Below are 22,101 nucleotides of genomic sequence, written 5' to 3'. Positions count from 1 at the left end.
TGATCAATTTTAAGTTTAAATTAGACTCAAAATTAACCTTTTTAGCAAAATATAGCTACCGAAGGTTTTGTTCAACAGCGGCTTTGTACAATTACCCTTGCCGCAGGCGCAACACAAGGGTAACTGCGCAAAGCCGCCTCACGTTGCCTGCAAGCGTAAACGACGCACGTGTACATAACTGAAATACAAATTTAAAGAGATATAAATTTATTTTTTTCTACATTTACAACTTTATCAATCAATACTAAATATGCCAACAGAAAAATATTTCGATTTAGCAAAACATATAAATGTGCCACATCTTTGGAGAGGTATTTTAGATAGTTATCATAATTACTATGATATTTTTTCTGAACTTGTACAAAATTCTGTTGACAGTGTTAGGAAAGCTGGTGTTAAGAACCCAAGTATAGAAATTTCATTTGATCATAATGATCAACTAATTGAGATTAAAGATAACGGTGTCGGCTTGTCAGAATCAGATTTACAATTCTTTGCTCTAGGAAATACAAATAAAGCGGATGAAGATGATTCTATAGGAGAAAAAGGACTAGGTGCTTCATTTATACTTGGAATCAGTGATAGCTTTTACATTGAATCTCGTAGGGATAATACTAAAATCATTGCTACATGTGAAAAAGCATATGATTCAATTTTTAGTAAATCTGTTCCACAATTAAATTATACAGTAGAAAAAGAAGCTGGAGAAAGTTATTGCTTGATTAAAGTTAAGATTTCCAAAGTTGATATTAACATTGACAATTTCGACTTCTTTAAATATATTCTTAGAACAAAAACAGCAATTGGCAATACAAATAATTTATTTGTTGATGAAGATGAGCGAGAAAAGATTGACATTAATGCTCATTTCAAAGGAATTGGTTCTGATATGATTTCGGAGAAATTACCGTTTTTATACTTACATTTAGATGAGCTTGTTGATGGTTTTTATCCTGTATTTGATGCTGAATATAGTCGAAAAAACAAAAAGTGGATTGTTGATGAAACCGAAATTGCAAAAAATCCAAGAGGAATTTTACGACTTGTGGATTATGAAAAAAAAATCTATTTGACTTTTGCAGAAGTAGATATTTATAAAAAATTTGGTGAAATAGTTGGTTTAGATAGGTTCCCTGATGATATAGTAGTTTCAATAAAAGGATGTCCAACTAGCGTCGAAATTAATAAGCCAAGATTAGGTTACGCTGGATATTATACTAACTTTCATATTGTAATACAAGGAACTGGATTCACTTTAGACGCAGGAAGAAAAACAATAACACGAGATAATGCAGAATACATTAGACGTATGATAAAATCATTCTTCTCGGATGTAATTAAATATGCGGAGAAATTTGTCGGTGTTCCTCATGATGCTATTGGAGAAGGAGCTGGTTTAGATCAGATAAAAGAACGAGCTAGAGAAACAAAAGATCTTGCAATAAAAGAAATATCCTTTGCTAAAATCCCAAGACATGAACAGAGTGTTGTTGCAATATTTCATGAATTGCTTGGTGCTGAGGTTTTAAACGGTTATAAAACTTTATTAGTTAGTCAATATAATACTTTTGACATATTATTTAAATATCAAACAAGTATTGATAACATCGGAAAGAATCCGCGAGAAGTTTATTTAAAAAGTGCAGGAAGAACTACTAAACAATTTGATATGATTTCTTTTGCGGAATTTAAATTGACTTTGGATAAGTTTTGTGAAGACGTAAATAACGATGTTAAAGCTATGGAACATGTTAACTTGGTTATTTGCTGGGATATTGGTAAGCTACCACAAGGTTGGGAGTTTAGAAAAATTTATCAGGATGAAGTAATCTATGATGGTGTAAATTATATTTTGACAAAAATGACATACAAAAAAATACATGTGCTGCTCTTGAAAGATTTCAATAAAGATGAAGAATAACGCCAGCTTATAACAGGCGTTTGGCTCAATGGCGGGTGATATGGTTAAATAAACATTCTGTCTCGCATTAACTTTTGTGGTGTATTGACAGTTTAATGTTCCGAAATCCGCCACAACGCCAATGCTTCAACGTTATAGGCTATTTTAAAAGATAAACAAGATAATGAGAGACAGCAACGAAGATATGATTGAACTCATAGACATTTCAAATCTTGACGGTGCTTACTCTTCAACTATCCGATATAAAATTGCCGACGAAGAATTAACACTACGTTTTGGAATTGAGCCAATAGACTACGTCTATTTAAAAAGAATTTTAGGGTTTAGACCATTTGAAAACACAGGCGTTGCCTCATATCGCTACTTTTTCGCCTTGTCGTATAGAAAAGATGAGGGCAATGAGAACTTAGGTCGTATAGTAGTACGAGTTGAACAACTTAGCCGACATAAACAATATGAATTTACGACGACAAGAAAATACATAGCAAACATTCTTTGGTTTAGTTCACTGACAGACAAAAAACAAGTTGAGCAAATGATTGAAAGATAAAAGACAGCCTATAATAACTAAAATTTCTTCGTGACTGCAAGCCAAGCTATAAAGCTCCCGAAAGCCTTCGGGATTGAACGAAACTCGGGCGGGCGGCTAGCCTAGCGGTGAGTGCTCACCAAACCCTTTTCTTTTTATTATGAAGTTATCGTTTGACGTACAACTCCTCTGAGAGCAGGTTTTTGACCTGCTTTTTTACTTTTATAGCTGCTTATCCGATTAGCGTATTATTTTTAATCCCATGACACTTGTCATGATAAATTTTAAGTTTAAACTAGATTCAAAATTAACCATTTTTGCAAAATATAGCTATCTAAGGTTTTGTTCAACATTGGTTTGGCATTATGGCGGTACCTGCTCAAGCCTCAGCTTGTTTTCAATTATTGAGCTTTTTTATTAACTTTAACTTTGGTACCGCTATTTCCGCCACAACGCCAAGCCGAAAACCGTTGGTGGCAACCGAAATAGAAAACCTAAAATCATTTGACAACTTAACACATGGGACTGAATATATCTGGAATTCTTATTGACAAAAACATAGAAAAATCAATCTATTTGCTAGAAGGTGCATTAAAATTTAAGCTCGTTCAATTAGATAAAATTACCTTTGATAGAGCGTTGGACAGTAAATCAAATTCTGACTTTATAGACATTTTCTTTTCAGAAAAAGGCACATTAGTTTTTTGGGGTATTCCAACCTTTTCTATAAATCTCAATGAATTGTCAAGAAATAGCACACAAATTTTAGACTTTAAATTAGGTGAAAATTCTATGACATTTCTTTTTAATCATTATAAAAATGGTTACAACGATTGGGAATATAATATCTATTTTGATGAAAAGGAAAATAAAATGGTACAAAATGGCGATAACATTCTTTCTTATTCGGACAACGAAGATGTTATTTACGATGTTTTTGGTAGGGAATGTCAGAATTATTTAAATATCAGCTTCAAGGACATCTCAATGGATACGCTATTCACACGATTTAAAATAGACCGAAGCCAAGAATATAAATTTGGACACCTTCAAATAGAGACTATATTAGAAAATTTTAGAAAAGTTGCGTTTTCAAAAAAAGAACGACAATTAGCCTTAGTCAGTTCTAACCAAACAGGCGAACACGTGTCCTTTGAGATGTTCCTTCAAAACTCAGGATATAATAAAAATGAAATAGAAGAATTATGTAATATTGTTGGTAGCAAAAAACATTGGTGGACGAACAGCGATACCCCACCAAAATTAGACAAAACTTCTAGTTTTTTTGTGTTTTCTGCATTTGCTTTATTTTTTGCAATTGTTTTTGGAGTTTATTATATCATTTCCCTTATAATAAAACCAGTTTTCAATATTGATATTATGAATTGGTATTTAGCATTAAGAATAATAGGTCTGATAATAGTAATTCTTGTTGTTATTATAGTTCTTAAGACTGTATTGGCTAAGAATAAGAGGAATATAATGACAATATATAATTCTGGTGAAAAATAATTCTTCTGCCCGAAGAAATTTCACTATACAGACAAAGAGCAGCTGTCACTAATAACTAAGGTTTCGTCGTGGCTGAAAGCCAAGCGATGAAATCCCGAAAGCCTTCGGGATTGAACGAAACTCAGGCGGGCAGCCAGCCAGCCTAGCGGTGAGTGCTCACCAAACCTATGGAGTTATCGTTGAGCGAACAAGCATATTTTGTCCCACCTCATAGTCTCTACCTCGTATCAGCTTTTATACTATATTGGCAGTTTTGTGCTCCGAAATCCTCCACCATCGCCAACCCATTTCCCATTATAGTTCATTTTAAAATGACGACAAAACTAAATACAGGGACAATACCCATATTGAGAATACTTTTAAGCGGACTATTTGGTGAAAAAGGACGACAGACAAATAAAGTTTGAGGTTGGGTCGATAGCCTACCAACGCATCCGAAAACCAACTCCGTGGATTCCTTCGATTTTGATGCTTGGGTCATCGCACAGATATTTACGCAAACGCGACATGAATACATCTAAGCTACGTCCCATAAAATAGTCATCGTCACCCCAAATGGCTTTGAGCAGGTCTTCTCTTTTGATGACTTCGTTGGGGCGGCTAGAAAGGTACCGCAACACTTCGGCTTCGCGGTAGGTGAGGGTATGGTTTTTGTCGGCCAGTTGGAGGGAGAGTTTATCAAAGTCAAAAACGTACTTGCCCACATACGTCTGGGATTTCTCTACTTTTTCGGTTTTTACTTCCGTTCGTTGGCTTCGGCGCAAAAAAATCTCAATTTTTAGCATCAACTCTTCCATACTAAACGGCTTGGTGAGGTAATCATCGCCGCCAATGCGCAGACCGTGCAATTTGTCTTCTTGCAATGCCCTTGCCGTCAAAAACAGGATGGGAACATGTTTGTCTTGTTCTCTAATTTTTTTTGCCAACGTAAACCCGTCCATCAAAGGAAGCATCACATCCAAGACGCACATATCAAACGGTTGCTGCTCCGAAAAAGTCGCGAGCGCTTCTTGTCCATCCACGCAATGAACGATTTCATAATGATTTAATTCGAGGTTATCTTTTGTGACAAAACCAAGATTTGGGTCGTCTTCCACGTATAAAATGCGGGGCATATTTCTATATTTTGTCGTTATATGCGTTTTGGTTGTGAGCAACCAAAACCACTTGTGTGCGCTTGGTTGCTCACGACCAAAATCACTTGTGTGCGTTTGGTTGCTCACAACCAAAATCACTTGTGTGCGTTTGGTTGCTCACAACCAAACGCGAGGTTTCTCAAAACCTCGTGATGGCAAGCTAACCAAGCGTTTTACTCTTTCTTCAAAGGAATTTTTATTTTAAACTCACTGCCTTTTCCAAGCTCGCTTTTCAAATCAAGTTTCCAATGGTGCGCTTTCACGATTTGTTGGACATAACTCAGCCCAATGCCAAAGCCTTTCACGTTATGAATATTTCCCGTTGAAACCCGATAAAATTTATCAAATACCTTTCGATGATGTTCGGGGGCAATTCCGATGCCATTGTCGCGTACAATAATGATCAAACTGCCATTTTGAGTAATGGTTTCCAGGTGAATATCAGGGTTTTGCGGCGTATATTTAAACGCATTGTCAATCAAATTGCTGATGGCATTTGACAAATGCAGGCGGTCGGCGTGAATATATGGCTCTATTGCGTTGAGGTGGAGCGTCAGGTTAATTTCGTATTTGTTGGCCAATGATGAAATAATTTGGTGAACATCGAGCCATTCTATCGTCAACGGAAGAGAGTTTTTTTCAGCTTTGGCCATATTCAACACCGTCTCTACTTGGTTTTGCAGGCGTAGGGCTTCCTCTTTCACGATGGATGTATATTTTTTCAAACGCTCAGGTTGGTCTTTGATGGCGGGCGTATTCAACACGTCGGCGGCAATACGGATGGTGGCGATGGGTGTCTGTAGCTCGTGCGTCATGTTATTAATAAAATCGCGTTGCACTTCAGTCAGTTGACGTTGGCGCAAGATGACGAACAGTGCATATCCAAAAAAGCTCACCGCCAAGAGTACCAACAGCGAAGAGCCAATCCAGCCACTCAAATCGCTAATGACCGAAACGTTTTGGGAAGGAAAACGGACGCCAAAATAGTAAGGGTATTTGTTCGATTTGAGCCAATTGGCCGTTTGGGTTGGTTTTTTGTTATCGTTGCGCGTACTCAATGCCACACCATAAAACATTTTGTTGCTGGCACAATCATAAATACCTAATTCAAAGTCGCTTACGATGGCGTTTTGTTGAAAGCGGTTTTTAAGATAATGTTCCACCAAAGCGGGATCCACCATGGCGTTGGTATTGACCAAAAAATAATTGGAGGACAATTGCTCAACAGGATTGTTGTGCAACATGACGCCGTTGAGTTTCGAGAGGTCATTGGCTACTTCCTGCAAGGCTACGTGGGCGCGTTGGTTAAACTGACGTTCGCGCATGTCTAATGCTTTACGCACCCAATATATCTGAGTGATGATCACTCCGATGATGGATAGAGTGGACAAAATGATTAGAAGGCGAATCGTTTTTCTAGACATGGTGCTTTCGCACGTTTTTAGGTTAAAAATGTACTAACGTCAATATTAGTAGAAAATCTCATACGAAAGTAACGCTTTCGTCAGATTCTTTTGAAGTTATTAACAAAGCATTAACAAACGTTCAGTTTTTGTTAACAGCGAGTACCAGATTGACCAAGTACTTTTGAATCGTCAAACGACAACACATTTATTCACTTTAAATCAAAACATACTACCATGAAAAAAGTAACTTTTCTCTCAGTTCTAACGATGTTCTTTGCTACTACCCTCGTTTTTGCCAATGTATGGTTGGCGGCTTTTGGTTGGGTAGAGACCAATCACAACTTTGGAAAAATCAAACAAGGTAAGCCCGTCACGGCCGAATTTAAGTTTACTAACAAAGGCGAAGCACCTTTAATTATCGGAAAAGCCTACGGTTCGTGCGGTTGCACGGGGGTAGAGTATCCCAAAGAACCCGTTATGCCAGGTGCTTCAGGAACCATCAAAGCTACTTTTAACGCTGCTGCTGCGGGGTCATTTAACAAAACTGTGACCGTAGAATCAAATGCTGAAGGTGGCGCCGTTACCCTCAACATCCAAGGAGAAGTAGTTCAGTAATTTCTATCCTTACATCATTTTCAAACAGCCAGAAAACAGTCGGGCGAGCCATCAAAGGCTCGCCCGATTTTTTATTCTACGTAATCCAAATTCTTGTGAAACGTTTCTTCCATAAAGTATAAAGAAATGTACCCAATCAAAAAGCAAAGCGCCGCTACCAACGCTCCTGCCGATATGACGCCTAGGCTAGGTTTGAGCGATTGAAACAAGGGCAAGGTCAATAGCGTAGTGGCGCGAACAAAATTAGCAACTGTTGAAGTTGCCGTCGCCCGTAGGTTGGTGCCAAAACTTTCGGCCGTTGCGGTCAGAAACATGGCAATGTAGCCAATCGAAAAGCCAAGCACGCCACAAAGTGCATAGAAAGAACTGGCCGTTTGGATACCGCCGTACAGATAAATAGTGATGCCAACGAGGGTCATGGTCGTCATTACGCCAATCGCTTTTTTGCGCGATTGAAGCCATTGGCTTAGTATGCCACTAAACATATCGCCAATGACTGTTCCAATAAACACATACATGACGCATTTCCCCGCTACAATGTCGGGCTGCACTCCCAGCGCAGCTCCAAATTCATTTCCATAGGTGGCCATGATACCAATGACAAAATAGGTAGGTACACCCACGCCAATGCAGCGCATATACTTCCAAAAACGAGGGCCATCGGTGAAAAATGATAACATACTTCCCCGTTTGGAAGGCAAAACTTTGGCTTTTTCAAACATTCCAGATTCCAATAACCCTACGCGCATCAACAACAATACTAGCCCTAAGCCACCGCCCACAAAATAGGTAGTTCGCCAGTCGAATAGGTTATTGGTCAAGAAGGCGACAACGGCTCCTAGTAGCCCTACACTCGCCACAATCGACGAGCCGTAGCCGCGCAAACGTTGGGGTAAAATTTCGGCCACCAAAGTCAGTCCTGCGCCCAGTTCTCCCGCAAGCCCAACGCCAGCGACAAACCGCAACAGTGCATAGACATCGGGCGATTGTACAAAGCCGCACAGAATATTGGCGAAGGAATACATGATAATAGAGCCAAACAAAACGGATAAACGCCCACGTTTGTCGGCCAAAATCCCCCATAAAATTCCTCCTACCAGTAATCCTGCTTGCTGCCAATTGTAGATTTTTCCGCCCAAGAGCGACACCTCTTCGGGTGAAAGCCCCATGTCTTTGAGACTAGGTACGCGCACGATGTTGAATACCAATAAATCATATACATCCACAAAATAACCCAAGGCAGCTACAATGACAGGTAAGCTGACCAAAGGGCGAAGCGAAACGGCTTCAGAAGCAGGAGTTTTCATAAAAGTTAGGTTCAAAAGGGTCGTCTGGAACGCAATTACGCAAAAAGGCGTTTTTTACGAAAGTTATTTACATCATTTTCTCCAAAACTTATCATAATAAGGTCATGCTTGAAACAATCTTGATTGGGCTTCTTTTTATCGGAGCAGTGGGGTACGTGGGGAATCGAATCCGCAAAGAACTCAGTCCCAAAAAGTCGGGATGTGGAAAGGGCTGTGGTTGCGATAAGTAGGTAGAAAGTTGGGGATAACTGTGCAAAGCTGAGAGTTTTTTCGCAAGTTTGTGCCACAAACGAAGGAACCAATACCCCAAAAATGACATCAATCGCCGTAATAGGTGGAGGCAGTTGGGCCACCGCTATTATTAAAATTCTTTCTGAAAACAACGTCTCGATTCGTTGGTGGCTTCGCGACCGTGCGGCCGTTGAACACATCCGAAAACATCATTATAATCCTGATTATCTGCGCGATGTACGACTCAGTCCGCGCAAAGTGAAAACGTTTACCAAAATCACTGATGCCCTCAATGGCGCAGACTACGTTATTTTGGCGATTCCAGCGGCTTTTGTTCAAGAACCCCTGGCGGCACTGACACCCAAACATTTTGAAGGAAAAAGAGTCGTTTCGGCCATCAAGGGAATGATTCCCCAACGCCATATTTTGGTAACTGATTGGGTAGAAGAGCATTTTCGCGTTCCCATTGATCAAATATGTGTCATTGCGGGTCCCTGCCATGCTGAAGAAGTGGCTTTAGAGAAGCAATCATATTTGACCATTGCGTCAACCCACGAAGTTTGTGCTGCTGATTTTGCCCAGCTGATGAGTTGTTCCTTCGTGACGGCCAATCCACTCGTTGATCTGTACGGCGTAGAATATGCTGCTGTGATGAAAAATATCGTGGCATTGGCCTGTGGCATCAGTCATGGCTTAGGCTACGGCGATAATTTTCAGGCTGTTATGGTGTCTAATGCCATGCAAGAAATCAAACGGTTTGTCAATGCAGTTGACCCTCGCGAACGCGATTTGAGTGCGTCGGCTTACTTGGGGGATTTGCTCGTAACGGCCTATTCACAATTTAGCCGTAACCGTACCTTTGGTAACATGATTGGCCGTGGCTATAGTGTACAATCAGCCCAAATGGAGATGAAAATGATTGCTGAAGGCTACTATGCGGTCAACAGCATTTACGAAATGAATAAACAATACGGCGTAGAAATGCCCATTACAGAGGCTACATACAAAATTTTGTACGAACGAGAAGCTCCTGCCTCCGAAATTGCCAAGCTAAAACTTCGACTTCGTTAGGTCATACGATAGTCAGACCGACTGCTAGGATGTTATTATGTAAACTTTTGGTCTGACTATTGTCTGACCAAGGTGACCCCGTCAGACGATAGTCAGACGGAGATTAGACAGGTAAACTTTTGGTCTGACTATCGTCTGACCAAGGTGGCTCCGTCAGACGATAGTCAGACGGATATTAGACAGGTAAACTTTTGGTCTGACTATCGTCTGACCAAGGTGGCTCCGTCAGACGATAGTCAGACGGATATTAGACAGGTAAACTTTTGGTCTGACTATCGTCTGACCAAGGTGGCTCCGTCAGACGATAGTCAGACGGACGATTAGATAGGTAAACTTTTGGCCTGACTATCGTCTGACCAAGGTGACCCCGTCAGACGATAGTCAGACGGAGATTAGAAATTAAACCTTACCCCCAAACTAGCCTGAGGATGAACAAAAAATATTCCTGGAACCAGTTCAACGTACGCCCCTGCTTCTAAGAAACATGATAAGGGGCTATTGGAAACAAAATATTCGGTACCTGCCAACCCTGAGCCACCCAGTGAAATGGAGTTGGTAAATTCTTTGGTACCAGGCGCATTCCGCGAATCGAAATAATAACGGCGGGAGTTGATTTGTCCCCCAAACCCGTAGTAAGCTCTCAATTGTTCTTTTCTAAACAAAGCCGTGTGCCAAAGGTGGTTTACACGCAGAGAAAATCCTGCATTTTGGTAAAAACCTTTACGGTATTTGCGGTCGCGACCATAAAAAAGCCCGTACGTTCCAAAAGATACATCCAATGCCTTATTGTCACCGTAGTACTTTCGAAGGTTCAATCCAGAAGGTTCAACTAATTGAAATCCAATGGCCCAATTGTTGTACTGTGCTTGGGAGGCAAATACGACACATTGAATAAAAAAGAACGTGAAGATGACTTTTTTCATGGGTTTGATGTTTTGTTGATTTTTTCTATTTTTTGGATTATGCTGTCCATCATTTCAACTTGAATTTTCTGAATTTCAAGCAAATCTTGCTGTTGGTGCATAATCAAATGATCGACTTTTTCGTGTAATAACCTAATTTCTAATTCAGACTTTAGGTTGATTAAAAAGTCTTTTTTTGCGCGCTCGCGGTCTTTTTCCTCCTGCCGATTTTGGCTCATCATAATGACGGGAGCTTGTAAAGCTGCCAAACACGACAGCAGCAAGTTTAACAAAATAAATGGATATGGGTCAAATGGTTTGGCAGCTAGTACCCATATATTAAGGCATATCCATACAGTGATAAAAAAAGCAAAGGAAATGATAAATGTCCAACTACCACCAAAAGTAGCTACTTTATCGGCAACACGTTGTCCAAAAGTTAAGTCAGAAAAATCGGTCTCTTCCACTGTTTTGGTGAGACTCTGTAACTTATGAAGCGACTTTGAAAAATCTTTTTTGAGCTTCGAAAGTTTTTCGCCGTCTTTCAACAAACAGCTAGAGATATATTTTTGTCGAAAGCTATTTAATTCGTTGATAGATAGGTTACTATCTTTTGTGAAATTGGGGTACTCCAAGCGGATAAAGTCGAACAGTGTGCCCGTAATGTATCCTCCCACTACTTTGTCTGTAATTGGAAACGTTTGGTTTGAGACATCACTGATAAACTCTTCCATGGATTAGTGTTCGCTTAGTGTTTTTAACGCATTTAAAAGTACATTGTTTTCTTCGGTCGTTCCGACCGTAATACGCAGACAATCTTCACAAAGCGTTACTTTTGAGCGGTCGCGAACAATGATTTTTTGGTCAATTAGGTCATCAAAAATTTGCTTGGCTTTCTCAAATTTCACCAACAAGAAGTTGGCATCTGAGGGATAAATATGCTTTACAGTAGGTATGACAACCAACTCCTGTGCTAACCTCTCTCTTTCCACCAAAATTTCTTTCACCAGTTGATTTTTGGTTTCTACGAAATCCAATGCTTCCAGTAAAATCGCTTGAGTAGCTCCGCTGAGGTTGTAAGGGGGCTTAATTTTATTCAATACTTTGATGATTTCTTCTGACGCAAAGCACATCCCAAGCCGCAACGAGGCCAAGCCCCATGCTTTAGAAAACGTTTGAAGAACGATTAGATTGGGATAGTTGTCTAATTCTTTGGTGAAAGAGACCGTTGAACTTCCCGAAAGTTCTAAACTTTCGGGAAGTTCAGCAAAATCAATATAAGCTTCATCTACCACGACCAAACCTGAAAAATGGGTTAAAATGGTCAAAATAGCTTCGCGCTGTACCAAGTTTCCGCTGGGATTGTTGGGCGAACAAATCCAAATGATTTTAGTCTTGGGAGTGACTGCCGCCAATACCTTTTGGGTATCAATTTGAAAATCAGGCGTCAGAGGTACTTTGATAACAGGCACGTCGTTTATATCGGCACTTACTTGGTACATGCCATAGGTAGGAGGCATGATGAGAATATTATCTTCGCGTGGAGTACAAGTGGCGCGAACGAGCAAATCAATTGGTTCGTCGGAGCCATTTCCTAAGAATATTTGACTAGGACGAACCCCTTTGATAGGAGCGAGTTTTTCCTTAATAGCCCATTGGTAAGGGTCAGGGTAGCGGTTCCACTGCTGCCCATTCACCGACTGGTAGGGATTTTCGTTGGCATCCAAAAATATTCCTTCTTTGCCCGTATATTCATCGCGGGCTGAAGAATACGGTACCAAATTTAAAATGTGTGGACGCAGAATCGAAGCTAAATCAAATGTCATTGTGGTAGGTATTGTCTAAATTCTTGTAATAACTTCGGGCTTGATTTAATCACCCATATTTTAAAGCCAGTAAAGGCTGTATCTGCTTTCAACTTTGCGACAATTAATTCGTGGAAGTCTCGTTTTTTCTGCGGCTCTTCTTCCGATGTGAGAAATCCTGTAGCATAGTGGACAAATTTATTCAGCTCCTCAGTAAGTTGTTGTATAATATTTCTTGCCTCTATTTTTTTTACTACTGTTTTTCCATCATACACTTCCTCCAAAAGTATCACTGTATTTTTAACTGAATCACTTTCAGTAAGGGGTTTAAAATCTGGAGAATCAGATTTAAGAGGGTCGAAAATGTGCTCGATAACGTTAACAATTTGTAGGCTCGAATCTGTACAATCTAAAATGTTATCATATTGTTGCTTCGAAAGTTTGGTATTATTGCAGTGGCCGCAGGCAAAAAATAGGTTATTCCAGTCAAATAATAACGCTTTGTTGCCTTTATGGGGGCGAAAATGTTCTACATTAATGGTTGTTGGAGCTTTTGTTTCGCATATATAACATTTGTTATTAAAGTCTCTCGAAATGATGGTTACCACTTCCCCACATTTATAATCTCCTTTTTTCTTTTTCGCTTCCTCTGCTAAACATAGTGGTGCGGGCTGCGACTTTTCTACGTTTATCATTGGGCCAATCGGGATAACTCTAGTTGTTGAATTTTAAGTTGTAATTCGGGAGAAAGTGTTTTCGGTAATTGTTCAAAATACCTTTTCAAATCATAGTATTTTTCTTTTTCTTCCAGCGTAAGTAATCCAGTATCATGCTTTGATTTTTCAACTAGCTTTTCATATTCTTTAATTTTCTCCTTTACTTCTTGAGAGTATTCATCTGCTTCAAAATAGCCTTTTACAATATTTGTATATGAATAGGCCGACAAATTTTCTACTCTTTCTTGTTTTTCTAAATCATAAATCACGGCATTATCAATCGAACTAAGCACAAATGGAGAGTGTGTAGTGACGATAAATTGGATTTTGGGAAAGAAAGTGGTCAAAAATGGGAGGATTTTTTTCTGTAAATCAATATGTAAATGAGTTTCTATTTCGTCAATGAGAACGATACCTTGAAGGTCATAAACATTTTTAAATTCTGTATTTTTAACACCCATGCGCATTATTAATTCTGAAACAATAGATATAAATGATGCGTATCCATCTGATAACTGATTAAGATTAAAATGGCTTTTATGTTTACTGAAAATATTAAAATTGAAATTTGAACGATCAAAAATTAGACTTAAATTTTGGTCTTCAAATATCTTTTTTAATATGCCTTCAAATCTCTCCATCCATTCTTCAATTTTCTTTGCTTCATTAAAGTTGCCTCTATCTTTTAAGTCTAATAGGTCAAATCTTAAATTAACGAGTAATCTAACAAAATTTTGATTAACATCTTCTAATATTCCACTTTTAGATTCTATCTTTTGTGGACCTAATGATTCAACTGGCTGAAAATCTCTTTTAGCTTTAAAGTACTTAATGATAAAAAATTCTTGAAACCTCATTGCTTCAAAAAAGTTATATTTGATACCTATTTTGCCGTTTAAATTTGATATAATTTGGACTGGAGCAACACTATCAATTGTGGCGTCTAACTGCATATCCTCTATTACAACATCTTTAATTCGTCTAACCTCTTGAGGCTTTTGGTTGATTTTGTCAGCAAGTTCTTTTTTAGCGTTAGCAATAGTATTTAAAAAGTCATTAAATGTATTTTCATTTTGTAGCGCAGAATCAATATTGGTTTCTGATTGAATATTTTTAATAAATGTTATAATTCCCTCCAAAACACTCGTTTTCCCACTGCCATTTTTACCCGTCAAAATCAAATGTTTACGCTCGGTATCTGATAGCGGGATTTCAAGGTTGTATAAATGACGAACCTTGTTGATACGAAGTTTGGTAACAAAGATTTCTTCCATAGTACTTTTGTCTTAGAAATTTTACTTTAAAGTCCGCCGCCATTTTATTGATAGCAACGAACTTTAAAGAGGTAAAATTCATTGCATTACTTCAAACTACTCAATCGCAGACTCACGGCGCGTTTGTGCGCTTGAAGAGATTCGGCTTCGGCCATGGCTTCCACGGTTGGGCCAAGTTCTTTAAGCCCTTCGGGGGTAATGTGCTGAACCGTAATCTTTTTTACAAAACTATCCAACGATACCCCGCTGTACGCCCGCGCGTGACCATTGGTTGGCAAGGTATGGTTAGTACCCGACGCATAGTCTCCGCAAGATTCGGGCGTATAATTTCCTAAAAAAATCGAGCCAGCGTTATAAATCTGTTCGCTAACCGCTTCGGCATTTTCGACGCTCAAAATCAAGTGTTCCGCAGCGTATTCGTTGAGAAGTTCAATGGCTTCTTCTTGGGTTTCGACCAAAATCGCCTTACTGTTTTCAATCGCTTGACGGGCTAATTCTTTCCGAGGTAAGGCTTCCAGTTGGGTCGATAAAGTAAGATTAACCGCAGCTAAAAACTTCTTGTCCGTCGAGACTAACAACACTTGGCTGTCGGCACCGTGCTCGGCTTGCGACAATAAATCGGCCGCAACAAACGACGGTAAAGCTGTAGCATCGGCATATACTGCTACCTCCGATGGCCCCGCAGGCATGTCTATTGCAACGCCTTCTTTGGCCAACAACATTTTTGCCGCTGTCACGTATTGGTTGCCTGGGCCAAAGATTTTATACACCTTCGGCACTGACTCTGTTCCGTAGGCCATCGCCGCAATGGCTTGTGCTCCACCTACCCGAAATATCTTTGTTACTCCCACCAACTGAGCCGCGTACAAGATAGCAGGGTGATCGCTTGGCGTACATAGAACGACTTCACGGCAGCCTGCCAATTGGGCAGGGACGCCCAACATGAGTACCGTACTAAACAAGGGTGCCGACCCACCTGGAATATACAAACCCACCTTGTCAATGCCCACGCTTTTACGCCAACATGTAACGCCTGGCATCGTCTCGATTTTCTGCACAGGTTGGTGTTGCGCCTCGTGAAAAGTGCGAATGTTTTGGTACGCTTGCCGAATCGCCGCCTTCAACTCTTCCGAGAGTGCTGCATCGGCAGCGTCGATGGTGGCTTGGGGCATGGCAATCTCCCCAAGTTTTATTTTATCAAACTGCAAAGTCAATGCACGAATGGCGGCGTCGCCTTCAGTACGGACTTTCTCCAAAATGGGCGCTACAGCTTTCTCAATATTGGCAATGCTTTGCGTTGGTCGTGCCAATAAAGCAGGCCAATCTGATTTTTTAGGAAAAGGAATAATTTGCATAGTGACAGATAACTCGTTTTGAAACTTGTTAATAAATCATCTTTTCAATCGGAATAACCAAGATTCCCTCAGCGCCTGCTTCGCGGATTTTGACGATGTTGGTCCAAAAATCGTTTTCATTAATCACCGAATGCAACGACACCCAACCTTCCGTTTTCAAAGGTACTACGGTGGGGGCTTTCATGCCTGGAAGCAAAGCCGCAATTTGGTCAATGGCTTCAACGGGACTATTAAGAACAATGTATTTGTTGCTTTGTGCTGCTTGGACGGCATTGATTCGGAACAAGAGGCTTTCCAAAATTACTTGTTTTTCGTTCGATAATTGCTGGCTTCCTATCAACACAGCCTCTGATTTGAAAATTACTTCTACTTCTTTCAAACCATTGCTCAAAAGTGTGCTCCCTGAGCTAACAATGTCACAAACAGCATCGGCCAAACCGATACTTGGCGCGATTTCGACCGAACCACTGATTTCGTGGATTTCAGCTTTTACGCCGTGTTCTTGGAGATAATTTCCTAAAATCCGTGGATAAGAAGTCGCAATACCGCGTCCCTGAAGGTCTTGAACACCGTTCCACTGCGTACTGCGCGGAATCGCCAACGAGAGGCGGCATTTTGAGAAGCCTAATTGGTGAACGACACGTACGTTTTTACTCGACTCAACGAGCACGTTTTCGCCCACAATACCCAAGTCAGCCACGCCGTCTTCCACGTAACCTGGTATATCATCGTCGCGAAGAAAAAGAAACTCCGCAGGAAAGTTGGTCGAAAGAGACTTGAGTTTACCCGTCGAACCGCTTTCAAAACGGATACCACATTCTTTAAATAACTTAATGGAATCGTCGCTCAAACGTCCCGATTTTTGAATGGCAATACGTAACATGAATTGTTTGTGTTTAACAGTGGGTGTAGGTTCCATTTCGTCTTCAAGACAACCACGAGACCATTGAAAAATGTGAAAAACTTACATAAAAGGTTCTACGCTCGCCCGCAGGCGTGGAAGTGACGATGTCGAAAAAAGGCGTAGCTCTGTGTTTTCACGAAGAATTGTACAAATTGATGCCACAAATGTAGGACGGTCAGGCAGGATTGTCAAGGATTTGTACAAAAAAAGACAGTAGCAGTTTAAAAACTCTCCATTTTGAGAAATTGTGCAAGAAATGTGGTGGGCTTGTTTTTTCGATTTATTTTTGGAAATAAATTGATGCAAGTACTTTATCAGTCACTTTTTATAAAAACGATTACGATGAACATGAAGCTTTTTTTTCTCGTTGCGCTGCTATTTGTAAGTGTTAGTTCAATGGCGCAGTATGGATATGGCGGCTACGGGCGAGGAGGCTATGGTGGCCGACTTCCTCAAACGCCGAATCCACCTCCAAAGGCGCTTACTTCAGACAAAATGGCCGAAGACCAAACCAAATGGATGAAGAAAAAACTGAAATTAAACGAAGACCAAGAGATTTCGGTCGAAACGGTGAATTTGGATTATTGCTTGCGTATGATGGACTATCAAGAGGCGTTTATGAAAACCCACGCTAATACCCGTCCTACGCAGCAAGAGTTGCAAGATATTCGTAAATTGGTAGATACGTGGTGGACCGAACGCGAAGCTAAGTATCAAAAAATATTGACCCCCGAGCAATGGGCGCTTTATTTGGAGAAGAAAAAATCAATGCCGCACTCAAATAACTAATTGGCTACAACCTCCCGAAAGTTTCAACCTCCCGAAAGTTTTGAACTTTCGGGAGGTTGTACTGCTAAGAAAAACGTAACGGTGCAAAAGGTTGCATATTCATACTGGTAGGTTCGTGGGTCACAATCTCCGACACCAGCTTACCTGTGGCAGGTCCCAGGCTAATTCCCATCATTCCGTGGCCCGTGGCGAGGGTAAGGTTATCAAAATGCTCGACTCGACCTACGTACGGAATTCCGTCGGGGGAACACGGACGTAATCCGCTCCAAACTTTTTCTTTTTCAGGGAGTTGTACTTCAATTTCGGGGTAATAATTATTGATTCCCTGCACAATTCCCCGCACTCGGTTCATATTTATACTCAAATCCGTTCCCGCTACTTCGAGCGTCCCCGCAAAACGCAAATCGCTGCCCATCGGTGTGGCGGTGGCGCGTGCTTCCAACATAATGGCTGGGACGTGGATATTGTTGGTTTTATTTTTTAGCATAAAACTGTAACCTTTCCCACCTTGAAGGGGCAACGAAATACCCAACTTATCACTCAATACAGGCGACCACGCCCCTGCGGCTATCACCAATTCTTCTACTTCAAATTTTTCAGTGCGGGTTAAGACAGCCGTTATTTTTTTTCCACTTTTCTCAAAATCTGCTACTTCTTGGTTTTCGTGGAAAGCGACGCCTCTGGCTCGGAGATAGCCAACCAAATTTTTGATGAGCAAATTAGGGGTAATGTGTGCATCGCCTGGGTAATAGACTCCCCCGCGTACGTCCACTTTCACGTCGGGTTCAAGATTTTGTACTTGGCGTCCGTCGAGCACTTCGGCTACAATGCCTGCTTTGTTGGCAATCGCGGCTTCTTCGGCCATTTCGTGTTCAGTATCGGCGTTTTTATACAACATCAACAACCCGCGCTCGTGCCACCCAAAGTCCACCTCGTTGGTAGCGGCGAGCTCTTGAAACAACTGTTTACTCAACAAACTCATGTCTCTCAATACTGGAATAGAGCGCTGTACGTGTTCTTCGGTCGAATGTTTCCAAAACAACATCCCCCAACGCATTAGGTCCCAGCTCAATCTTGGTTTGACGTAAAATGGACTTGTTGACTTGAGCATCCAGCGAAGCCCTTTGGAAATCATGCCAGGTTGGGCCAAGGGTACGATGTGGCTCGGTACAATCATGCCCGCGTTACCAAACGAACAGCCGTCGCTGAAGTTGCCCTGTTCAATTATAGCGACTTTGTGGCCTGCTTGCTGAAGATAGTAGGCCGAAAAAAGGCCACTTACGCCTCCGCCTACAATCGTAATGTTGCTCATAGTTTGGATATTTTTGATTTTAGCTTTGTCAAGTTCAATGGCCAAAATTACAATATGTACCAATAGAACGATGGAGGTTTTTTGACGACTTTTAATGAAATATTGACTTTAAAAATTTTTGTCACCCCAACGGTAAAACTAGGCTACTGGAGCAGAGGGCTATTACCACGTAACCTTCGCCGATATGGATTCCTCCTAACGTCGGAATGACAGAGCTCGGAACGACAAAAGTGAACGGAATGACAAAAATGTAGGGAAAACAAAAAAAAACGTATTTTTGTACACTTCATTTTATAAAATTTCAGTCATGAAATGATAGGGAAACAAAGGTGGACCAAGGGACGGATTGGGCTCTTGTTGGTCATGTGGGTGGTGCGCACGTCCGTAGCGCAGGTGTATCATTTTCAGCACTACGACATCTTTTCGGGGTTGGGACAGTCGCAAGTCACCGACATCGAACAAGACCGCTTGGGCTATATTTGGCTTTCAACTCGGGGGGGCGGTCTTTCGCGCTTTGATGGAAAACATTTTACGACCTACCGAAAAGAAGATAACTTGCCCGCCAACAATATTTTATCGCTCGAAATCGACACCAAGGGTACCATGTACATGGGGACGCCTTTTGGATTATCGATTTACGATGGACAACGTACCCGCCCCGTACGGACATCAGACCGCGAGCCCTACACCGTTTCGTCGGTCATTGGCGATACCAAAGGAAATGTCTATGCGATTTGTAACGCTAGTCAATTGGGTTTGCTACTGGGGGACAGTCTGCAATTTTTGAAAAAAAATAGCTCCGACCGACCCTCTTTTTTTAGTGATATGTCGGTCACTCCCGACGGAAAACTCATGGTTTCGACCTACAGTGGAGAGATTTTTGAGGTGACTCCTAAAGGATTATTTCGCCGCTATAATTTTTCTCCAGCGTTGGTACTACGAAGTATTCTCTTTGATAATCAAGGGCTTATTTGGCTAGGTACTGACGAAGGTGTTTTTACCACAAATGCAAAAACACCTTCGGGACTGACGCCCATTAGCAATGACATTGTTCACGAAATGACTGAAGCCTCGGATGGTAGTATTTGGATGGGGCTGTCGATGGGAGCATTGCGGTATCAGCAAGGAAATATCCTGCGGTTTAATGCCGACAATGGCTTTTCTAACTTTATGGTTCGTGGACTGCTTGAAGACCGTGAAGGTAATCTTTGGTTTACCACCGACGGCGACGGCGTTTATAAGTTCACCAACCCTGCCTTTACGAGCCTTAATGTACAAACTGGCTTACACGGGAACACAATTTCGTCCTTGGCTTTGTCGCCTGCGGGGAGGCTGTGGGTGAGTTATTTTGACGGGGGACTAGACGTCGTTGATACTAAAACTAGCCGACCTTTGCCCGTTCCATCGCCCCTTCAACACAAAAGGGTTAATTGCTTATCCGTTGATAATGAGGGGAGTGTGTGGGTAGGATTGGCAGGCCCAGGGGTTTATAAAGTACAAACCGATAAGGTGACATATTTTCCCCTCGACGAATATATCTCGACCCAAGGCGTTACGCTGTTTATGCAAGCAGGTAAAGGGAAGGACGTTTGGATAAGCACCTCAAATGGTGTTTTATTGTACGATGGAAAATCGTTCCAGCATTTTCATTCCAAAGAAGGACTAAAAGGCAGTTTTGTGAGACGCACGCTGTTGTTGCAATCGGGCGAGCTGTTGACGGCGGGGCCAAGGGGTTTGAATGTTGTTTATAACGGTAAAGTTTCTGATTTTCAGCATGATAAAGAAATTGCTTCATTTCCTGCGTTGAGTATGGCCCAGCGCCACGACGGGCTATTGGCCTTGGGTAGTTTTGAAGATGGGGTGGTTGTTTTTGACCCAAAAACCAAACAAAAACGCTTTTTTACCGTCAAGCAAGGGTTATGTTCTAACCTTATTTATAATACGAGTTTTGACCCAAAAGGGCGGCTTTGGATAGGTACAGAGCGGGGAATTGACCTTGTGACGTTGGATGCACAATTCCGCATTGCTTCTATTCGACACTTTAACGAAACCGACGGATTTACGGCCCGTGAAACCAACGCCAATACGGCTTACGTAAGCCCGAACGGTGACTTTTGGATTGGCACCATCAAAGGAATTTTTCATTACCGTGAAAACCCAACACGCCGTTTGCCAACGACCCCAAAAGTCCACTTTACCGAAGTGAAATCGCCGTTTGACAGTACTGACCTGATTCGATTTGCCAAAAGTAAAGATACATGGTATAACGTACCCCATGAATTGTCGCTCCCTCATACCCGTAATCAGCTTAAAATCAGTTTTGTATCTATTAATCATAGCCACCCTGATCTTGTCAGGTACCAATACCAACTCGAAGGTGAGGATGAAGCGTGGCTGGGTCCTACGGAGCAGACCAGTGTTGTTTACTCGCATCTGAACCCAGGCAAATATCGGTTCAAAGTTCGTGCATCTTTGGGGGATAATCGCTGGGGAGAAACGGCGGTGTATGCCTTTGAGATTGTGCCGCCTTTTTATCAGCGTTCTTGGTTTATTGCCTTGATGATTAGCCTTTTGATTGCATCAGTAGGCTTAGCCCAACAGCTTTATATTCAGTACCGTACGCGGCGGGTGTTGGCCTATGAAAAGCTCAAGCAAGAAGCCGAGGCGGCCATTCGGGTGCAGTTGGCCCAAGATTTTCATGACGAACTAGGCAATCGACTTGCGGCGATTCGGATGCAGTCGAGTGTTCTTAAACTTAGGTATGAAAGCAGAGAAACGGGCAACGAAGAAAAAAGAATTGTGGGCGAAATTGAGAAAAATGTGGTGCGGTTATTTCGGGATACCAAAGACTTTATTTGGGCGATTGACCCCGAAAGCAACCTCGTCAAAGAGCTTGTTTTGTACATCAAAGACTTTGGCGAAAACCTTCTTCAGGACACCACCATACGGTTTCATTCCAACACTACCATACCTTTTGAGCTCGAAAATGTAACCTTACCGCCTGGTTGGAGTATTCAGGTTATTATGATTTTTAAAGAAGCTTTAACCAACTGTATTAAACATGCACAATGTCAAAATATCTACTTTTGTGCAACCCTTCAGGGGCGCAACGTTTCTTTCTCTTTGGACGACGATGGTTGTGGGATTGTTTTTCCTACTGACGGCTATCACAAAGGGCTTAATAACATGCGCCAACGTGCCGAAAAAATTCATTGCTCGCTTGTGATTGCGCCCCGTTCTCCTTCGGGAACATCGCTAACACTGACGGGTACGATTCCTACTAAAACAGCCTCCCCCAAAATTCGGTAGAAATAGG

At 41.4% G+C, this 22,101-nt stretch carries 20 protein-coding genes; 9 read left to right on the top strand and 11 right to left on the bottom strand.

Going from position 1 to position 22,101, the window contains the following annotated elements; all coding sequences use genetic code 11:
* The first annotated feature begins 250 nt into the window (after positions 1 to 250).
* From AC23P2_RS30155 to AC23P2_RS30145, 3 genes are all read left to right on the top strand, one after another.
* Positions 251 to 1,921 (top strand): ATP-binding protein, encoded by a 1,671-nt coding sequence (locus tag AC23P2_RS30155; protein ID WP_487776639.1) that lies wholly within the window; start codon positions 251 to 253, stop codon positions 1,919 to 1,921.
* A 184-nt stretch (positions 1,922 to 2,105) separates the two neighbouring features.
* Positions 2,106 to 2,471 (top strand): hypothetical protein, encoded by a 366-nt coding sequence (locus tag AC23P2_RS30150; RefSeq protein ID WP_487776638.1) that lies wholly within the window; start codon positions 2,106 to 2,108, stop codon positions 2,469 to 2,471.
* A gap of 498 nt (positions 2,472 to 2,969) precedes the next feature.
* Entirely contained in the window at positions 2,970 to 3,962 is a 993-nt protein-coding gene (locus AC23P2_RS30145) for a hypothetical protein (RefSeq protein WP_487776637.1), read from the top strand.
* Between the two features lie 422 nt (positions 3,963 to 4,384).
* On the opposite strand, the gene AC23P2_RS30140 is transcribed toward AC23P2_RS30145, so the two are convergent.
* Positions 4,385 to 5,077 carry a response regulator transcription factor gene (locus AC23P2_RS30140; protein ID WP_487776636.1) on the bottom strand — a complete coding sequence of 231 codons (693 nt, stop codon included), beginning with the start codon at positions 5,075 to 5,077 and terminating at the stop codon, positions 4,385 to 4,387.
* A 194-nt stretch (positions 5,078 to 5,271) separates the two neighbouring features.
* Positions 5,272 to 6,522 (bottom strand): sensor histidine kinase, encoded by a 1,251-nt coding sequence (locus tag AC23P2_RS30135; protein ID WP_487776635.1) that lies wholly within the window; start codon positions 6,520 to 6,522, stop codon positions 5,272 to 5,274.
* 216 nt (positions 6,523 to 6,738) lie between these two features.
* On the opposite strand from AC23P2_RS30135, the gene AC23P2_RS30130 reads away from it, so the two are divergent.
* A complete protein-coding gene (locus tag AC23P2_RS30130; protein ID WP_487776634.1) occupies positions 6,739 to 7,119 on the top strand; it encodes a DUF1573 domain-containing protein in 381 nt (126 codons plus the stop codon).
* A 71-nt stretch (positions 7,120 to 7,190) separates the two neighbouring features.
* On the opposite strand, the gene AC23P2_RS30125 is transcribed toward AC23P2_RS30130, so the two are convergent.
* Complete coding sequence (locus AC23P2_RS30125; RefSeq protein ID WP_487776633.1) at positions 7,191 to 8,426, bottom strand: MFS transporter; 1,236 nt, start codon at positions 8,424 to 8,426, stop codon at positions 7,191 to 7,193.
* A gap of 104 nt (positions 8,427 to 8,530) precedes the next feature.
* Between AC23P2_RS30125 and AC23P2_RS30120 the strand changes: the two genes are divergently transcribed.
* The 3 genes from AC23P2_RS30120 to AC23P2_RS30110 all read left to right on the top strand — a co-directional run bounded on the left by AC23P2_RS30120 (position 8,531) and on the right by AC23P2_RS30110 (position 10,052).
* Positions 8,531 to 8,656, top strand: coding sequence for a FeoB-associated Cys-rich membrane protein (locus AC23P2_RS30120; protein ID WP_487776632.1), 126 nt, complete (start codon positions 8,531 to 8,533; stop codon positions 8,654 to 8,656).
* Between the two features lie 82 nt (positions 8,657 to 8,738).
* On the top strand, positions 8,739 to 9,728 hold the full coding sequence (locus AC23P2_RS30115; RefSeq protein ID WP_487776631.1) for an NAD(P)H-dependent glycerol-3-phosphate dehydrogenase: 990 nt from the start codon (positions 8,739 to 8,741) through the stop codon (positions 9,726 to 9,728).
* A 72-nt stretch (positions 9,729 to 9,800) separates the two neighbouring features.
* Positions 9,801 to 10,052, top strand: a complete 252-nt coding sequence (locus AC23P2_RS30110; RefSeq protein ID WP_487776630.1) for a hypothetical protein — start codon at positions 9,801 to 9,803, stop codon at positions 10,050 to 10,052.
* Between the two features lie 68 nt (positions 10,053 to 10,120).
* On the opposite strand, the gene AC23P2_RS30105 is transcribed toward AC23P2_RS30110, so the two are convergent.
* The 7 genes from AC23P2_RS30105 to hisG form a co-directional block, all read right to left on the bottom strand.
* Positions 10,121 to 10,651, bottom strand: coding sequence for a hypothetical protein (locus AC23P2_RS30105; protein WP_487776629.1), 531 nt, complete (start codon positions 10,649 to 10,651; stop codon positions 10,121 to 10,123).
* The gene (locus AC23P2_RS30100; protein WP_487776628.1) at positions 10,648 to 11,364 is read right to left on the bottom strand and encodes a DUF1003 domain-containing protein; all 717 of its coding nucleotides are present in this window, start codon (positions 11,362 to 11,364) and stop codon (positions 10,648 to 10,650) included. Before AC23P2_RS30100 ends, AC23P2_RS30105 begins: the two co-directional genes overlap by 4 nt.
* 3 nt (positions 11,365 to 11,367) lie before the next feature.
* Positions 11,368 to 12,456, bottom strand: a complete 1,089-nt coding sequence (gene hisC / locus AC23P2_RS30095; protein WP_487776627.1) for a histidinol-phosphate transaminase — start codon at positions 12,454 to 12,456, stop codon at positions 11,368 to 11,370.
* On the bottom strand, positions 12,453 to 13,130 hold the full coding sequence (locus AC23P2_RS30090) for a hypothetical protein (protein WP_487776626.1): 678 nt from the start codon (positions 13,128 to 13,130) through the stop codon (positions 12,453 to 12,455). Before AC23P2_RS30090 ends, hisC begins: the two co-directional genes overlap by 4 nt.
* Positions 13,127 to 14,425: an AAA family ATPase gene (locus tag AC23P2_RS30085; protein WP_487776625.1), complete on the bottom strand. Its 1,299-nt coding sequence runs from the start codon at positions 14,423 to 14,425 to the stop codon at positions 13,127 to 13,129. Before AC23P2_RS30085 ends, AC23P2_RS30090 begins: the two co-directional genes overlap by 4 nt.
* Positions 14,426 to 14,511: 86 nt before the next feature.
* The gene (gene hisD, locus AC23P2_RS30080) at positions 14,512 to 15,780 is read right to left on the bottom strand and encodes a histidinol dehydrogenase (protein ID WP_487776624.1); all 1,269 of its coding nucleotides are present in this window, start codon (positions 15,778 to 15,780) and stop codon (positions 14,512 to 14,514) included.
* A 28-nt stretch (positions 15,781 to 15,808) separates the two neighbouring features.
* The gene (gene hisG, locus AC23P2_RS30075) at positions 15,809 to 16,663 is read right to left on the bottom strand and encodes an ATP phosphoribosyltransferase (protein WP_028526385.1); all 855 of its coding nucleotides are present in this window, start codon (positions 16,661 to 16,663) and stop codon (positions 15,809 to 15,811) included.
* A 369-nt stretch (positions 16,664 to 17,032) separates the two neighbouring features.
* On the opposite strand from hisG, the gene AC23P2_RS30070 reads away from it, so the two are divergent.
* A complete protein-coding gene (locus AC23P2_RS30070) occupies positions 17,033 to 17,473 on the top strand; it encodes a DUF4890 domain-containing protein (RefSeq protein WP_164489829.1) in 441 nt (146 codons plus the stop codon).
* 64 nt (positions 17,474 to 17,537) lie between these two features.
* On the opposite strand, the gene AC23P2_RS30065 is transcribed toward AC23P2_RS30070, so the two are convergent.
* On the bottom strand, positions 17,538 to 18,785 hold the full coding sequence (locus AC23P2_RS30065) for an NAD(P)/FAD-dependent oxidoreductase (protein ID WP_487776640.1): 1,248 nt from the start codon (positions 18,783 to 18,785) through the stop codon (positions 17,538 to 17,540).
* Between the two features lie 312 nt (positions 18,786 to 19,097).
* On the opposite strand from AC23P2_RS30065, the gene AC23P2_RS30060 reads away from it, so the two are divergent.
* A complete protein-coding gene (locus AC23P2_RS30060) occupies positions 19,098 to 22,094 on the top strand; it encodes a sensor histidine kinase (protein ID WP_487776623.1) in 2,997 nt (998 codons plus the stop codon).
* The last annotated feature ends 7 nt before the right edge of the window (positions 22,095 to 22,101 follow it).

The organism is Runella sp. R0.1_18, from assembly GCF_057652155.1.
The sequence above is the reverse complement of the archived record's forward strand: the minus strand, read 5'-3'. Positions and strand labels throughout refer to the sequence as shown.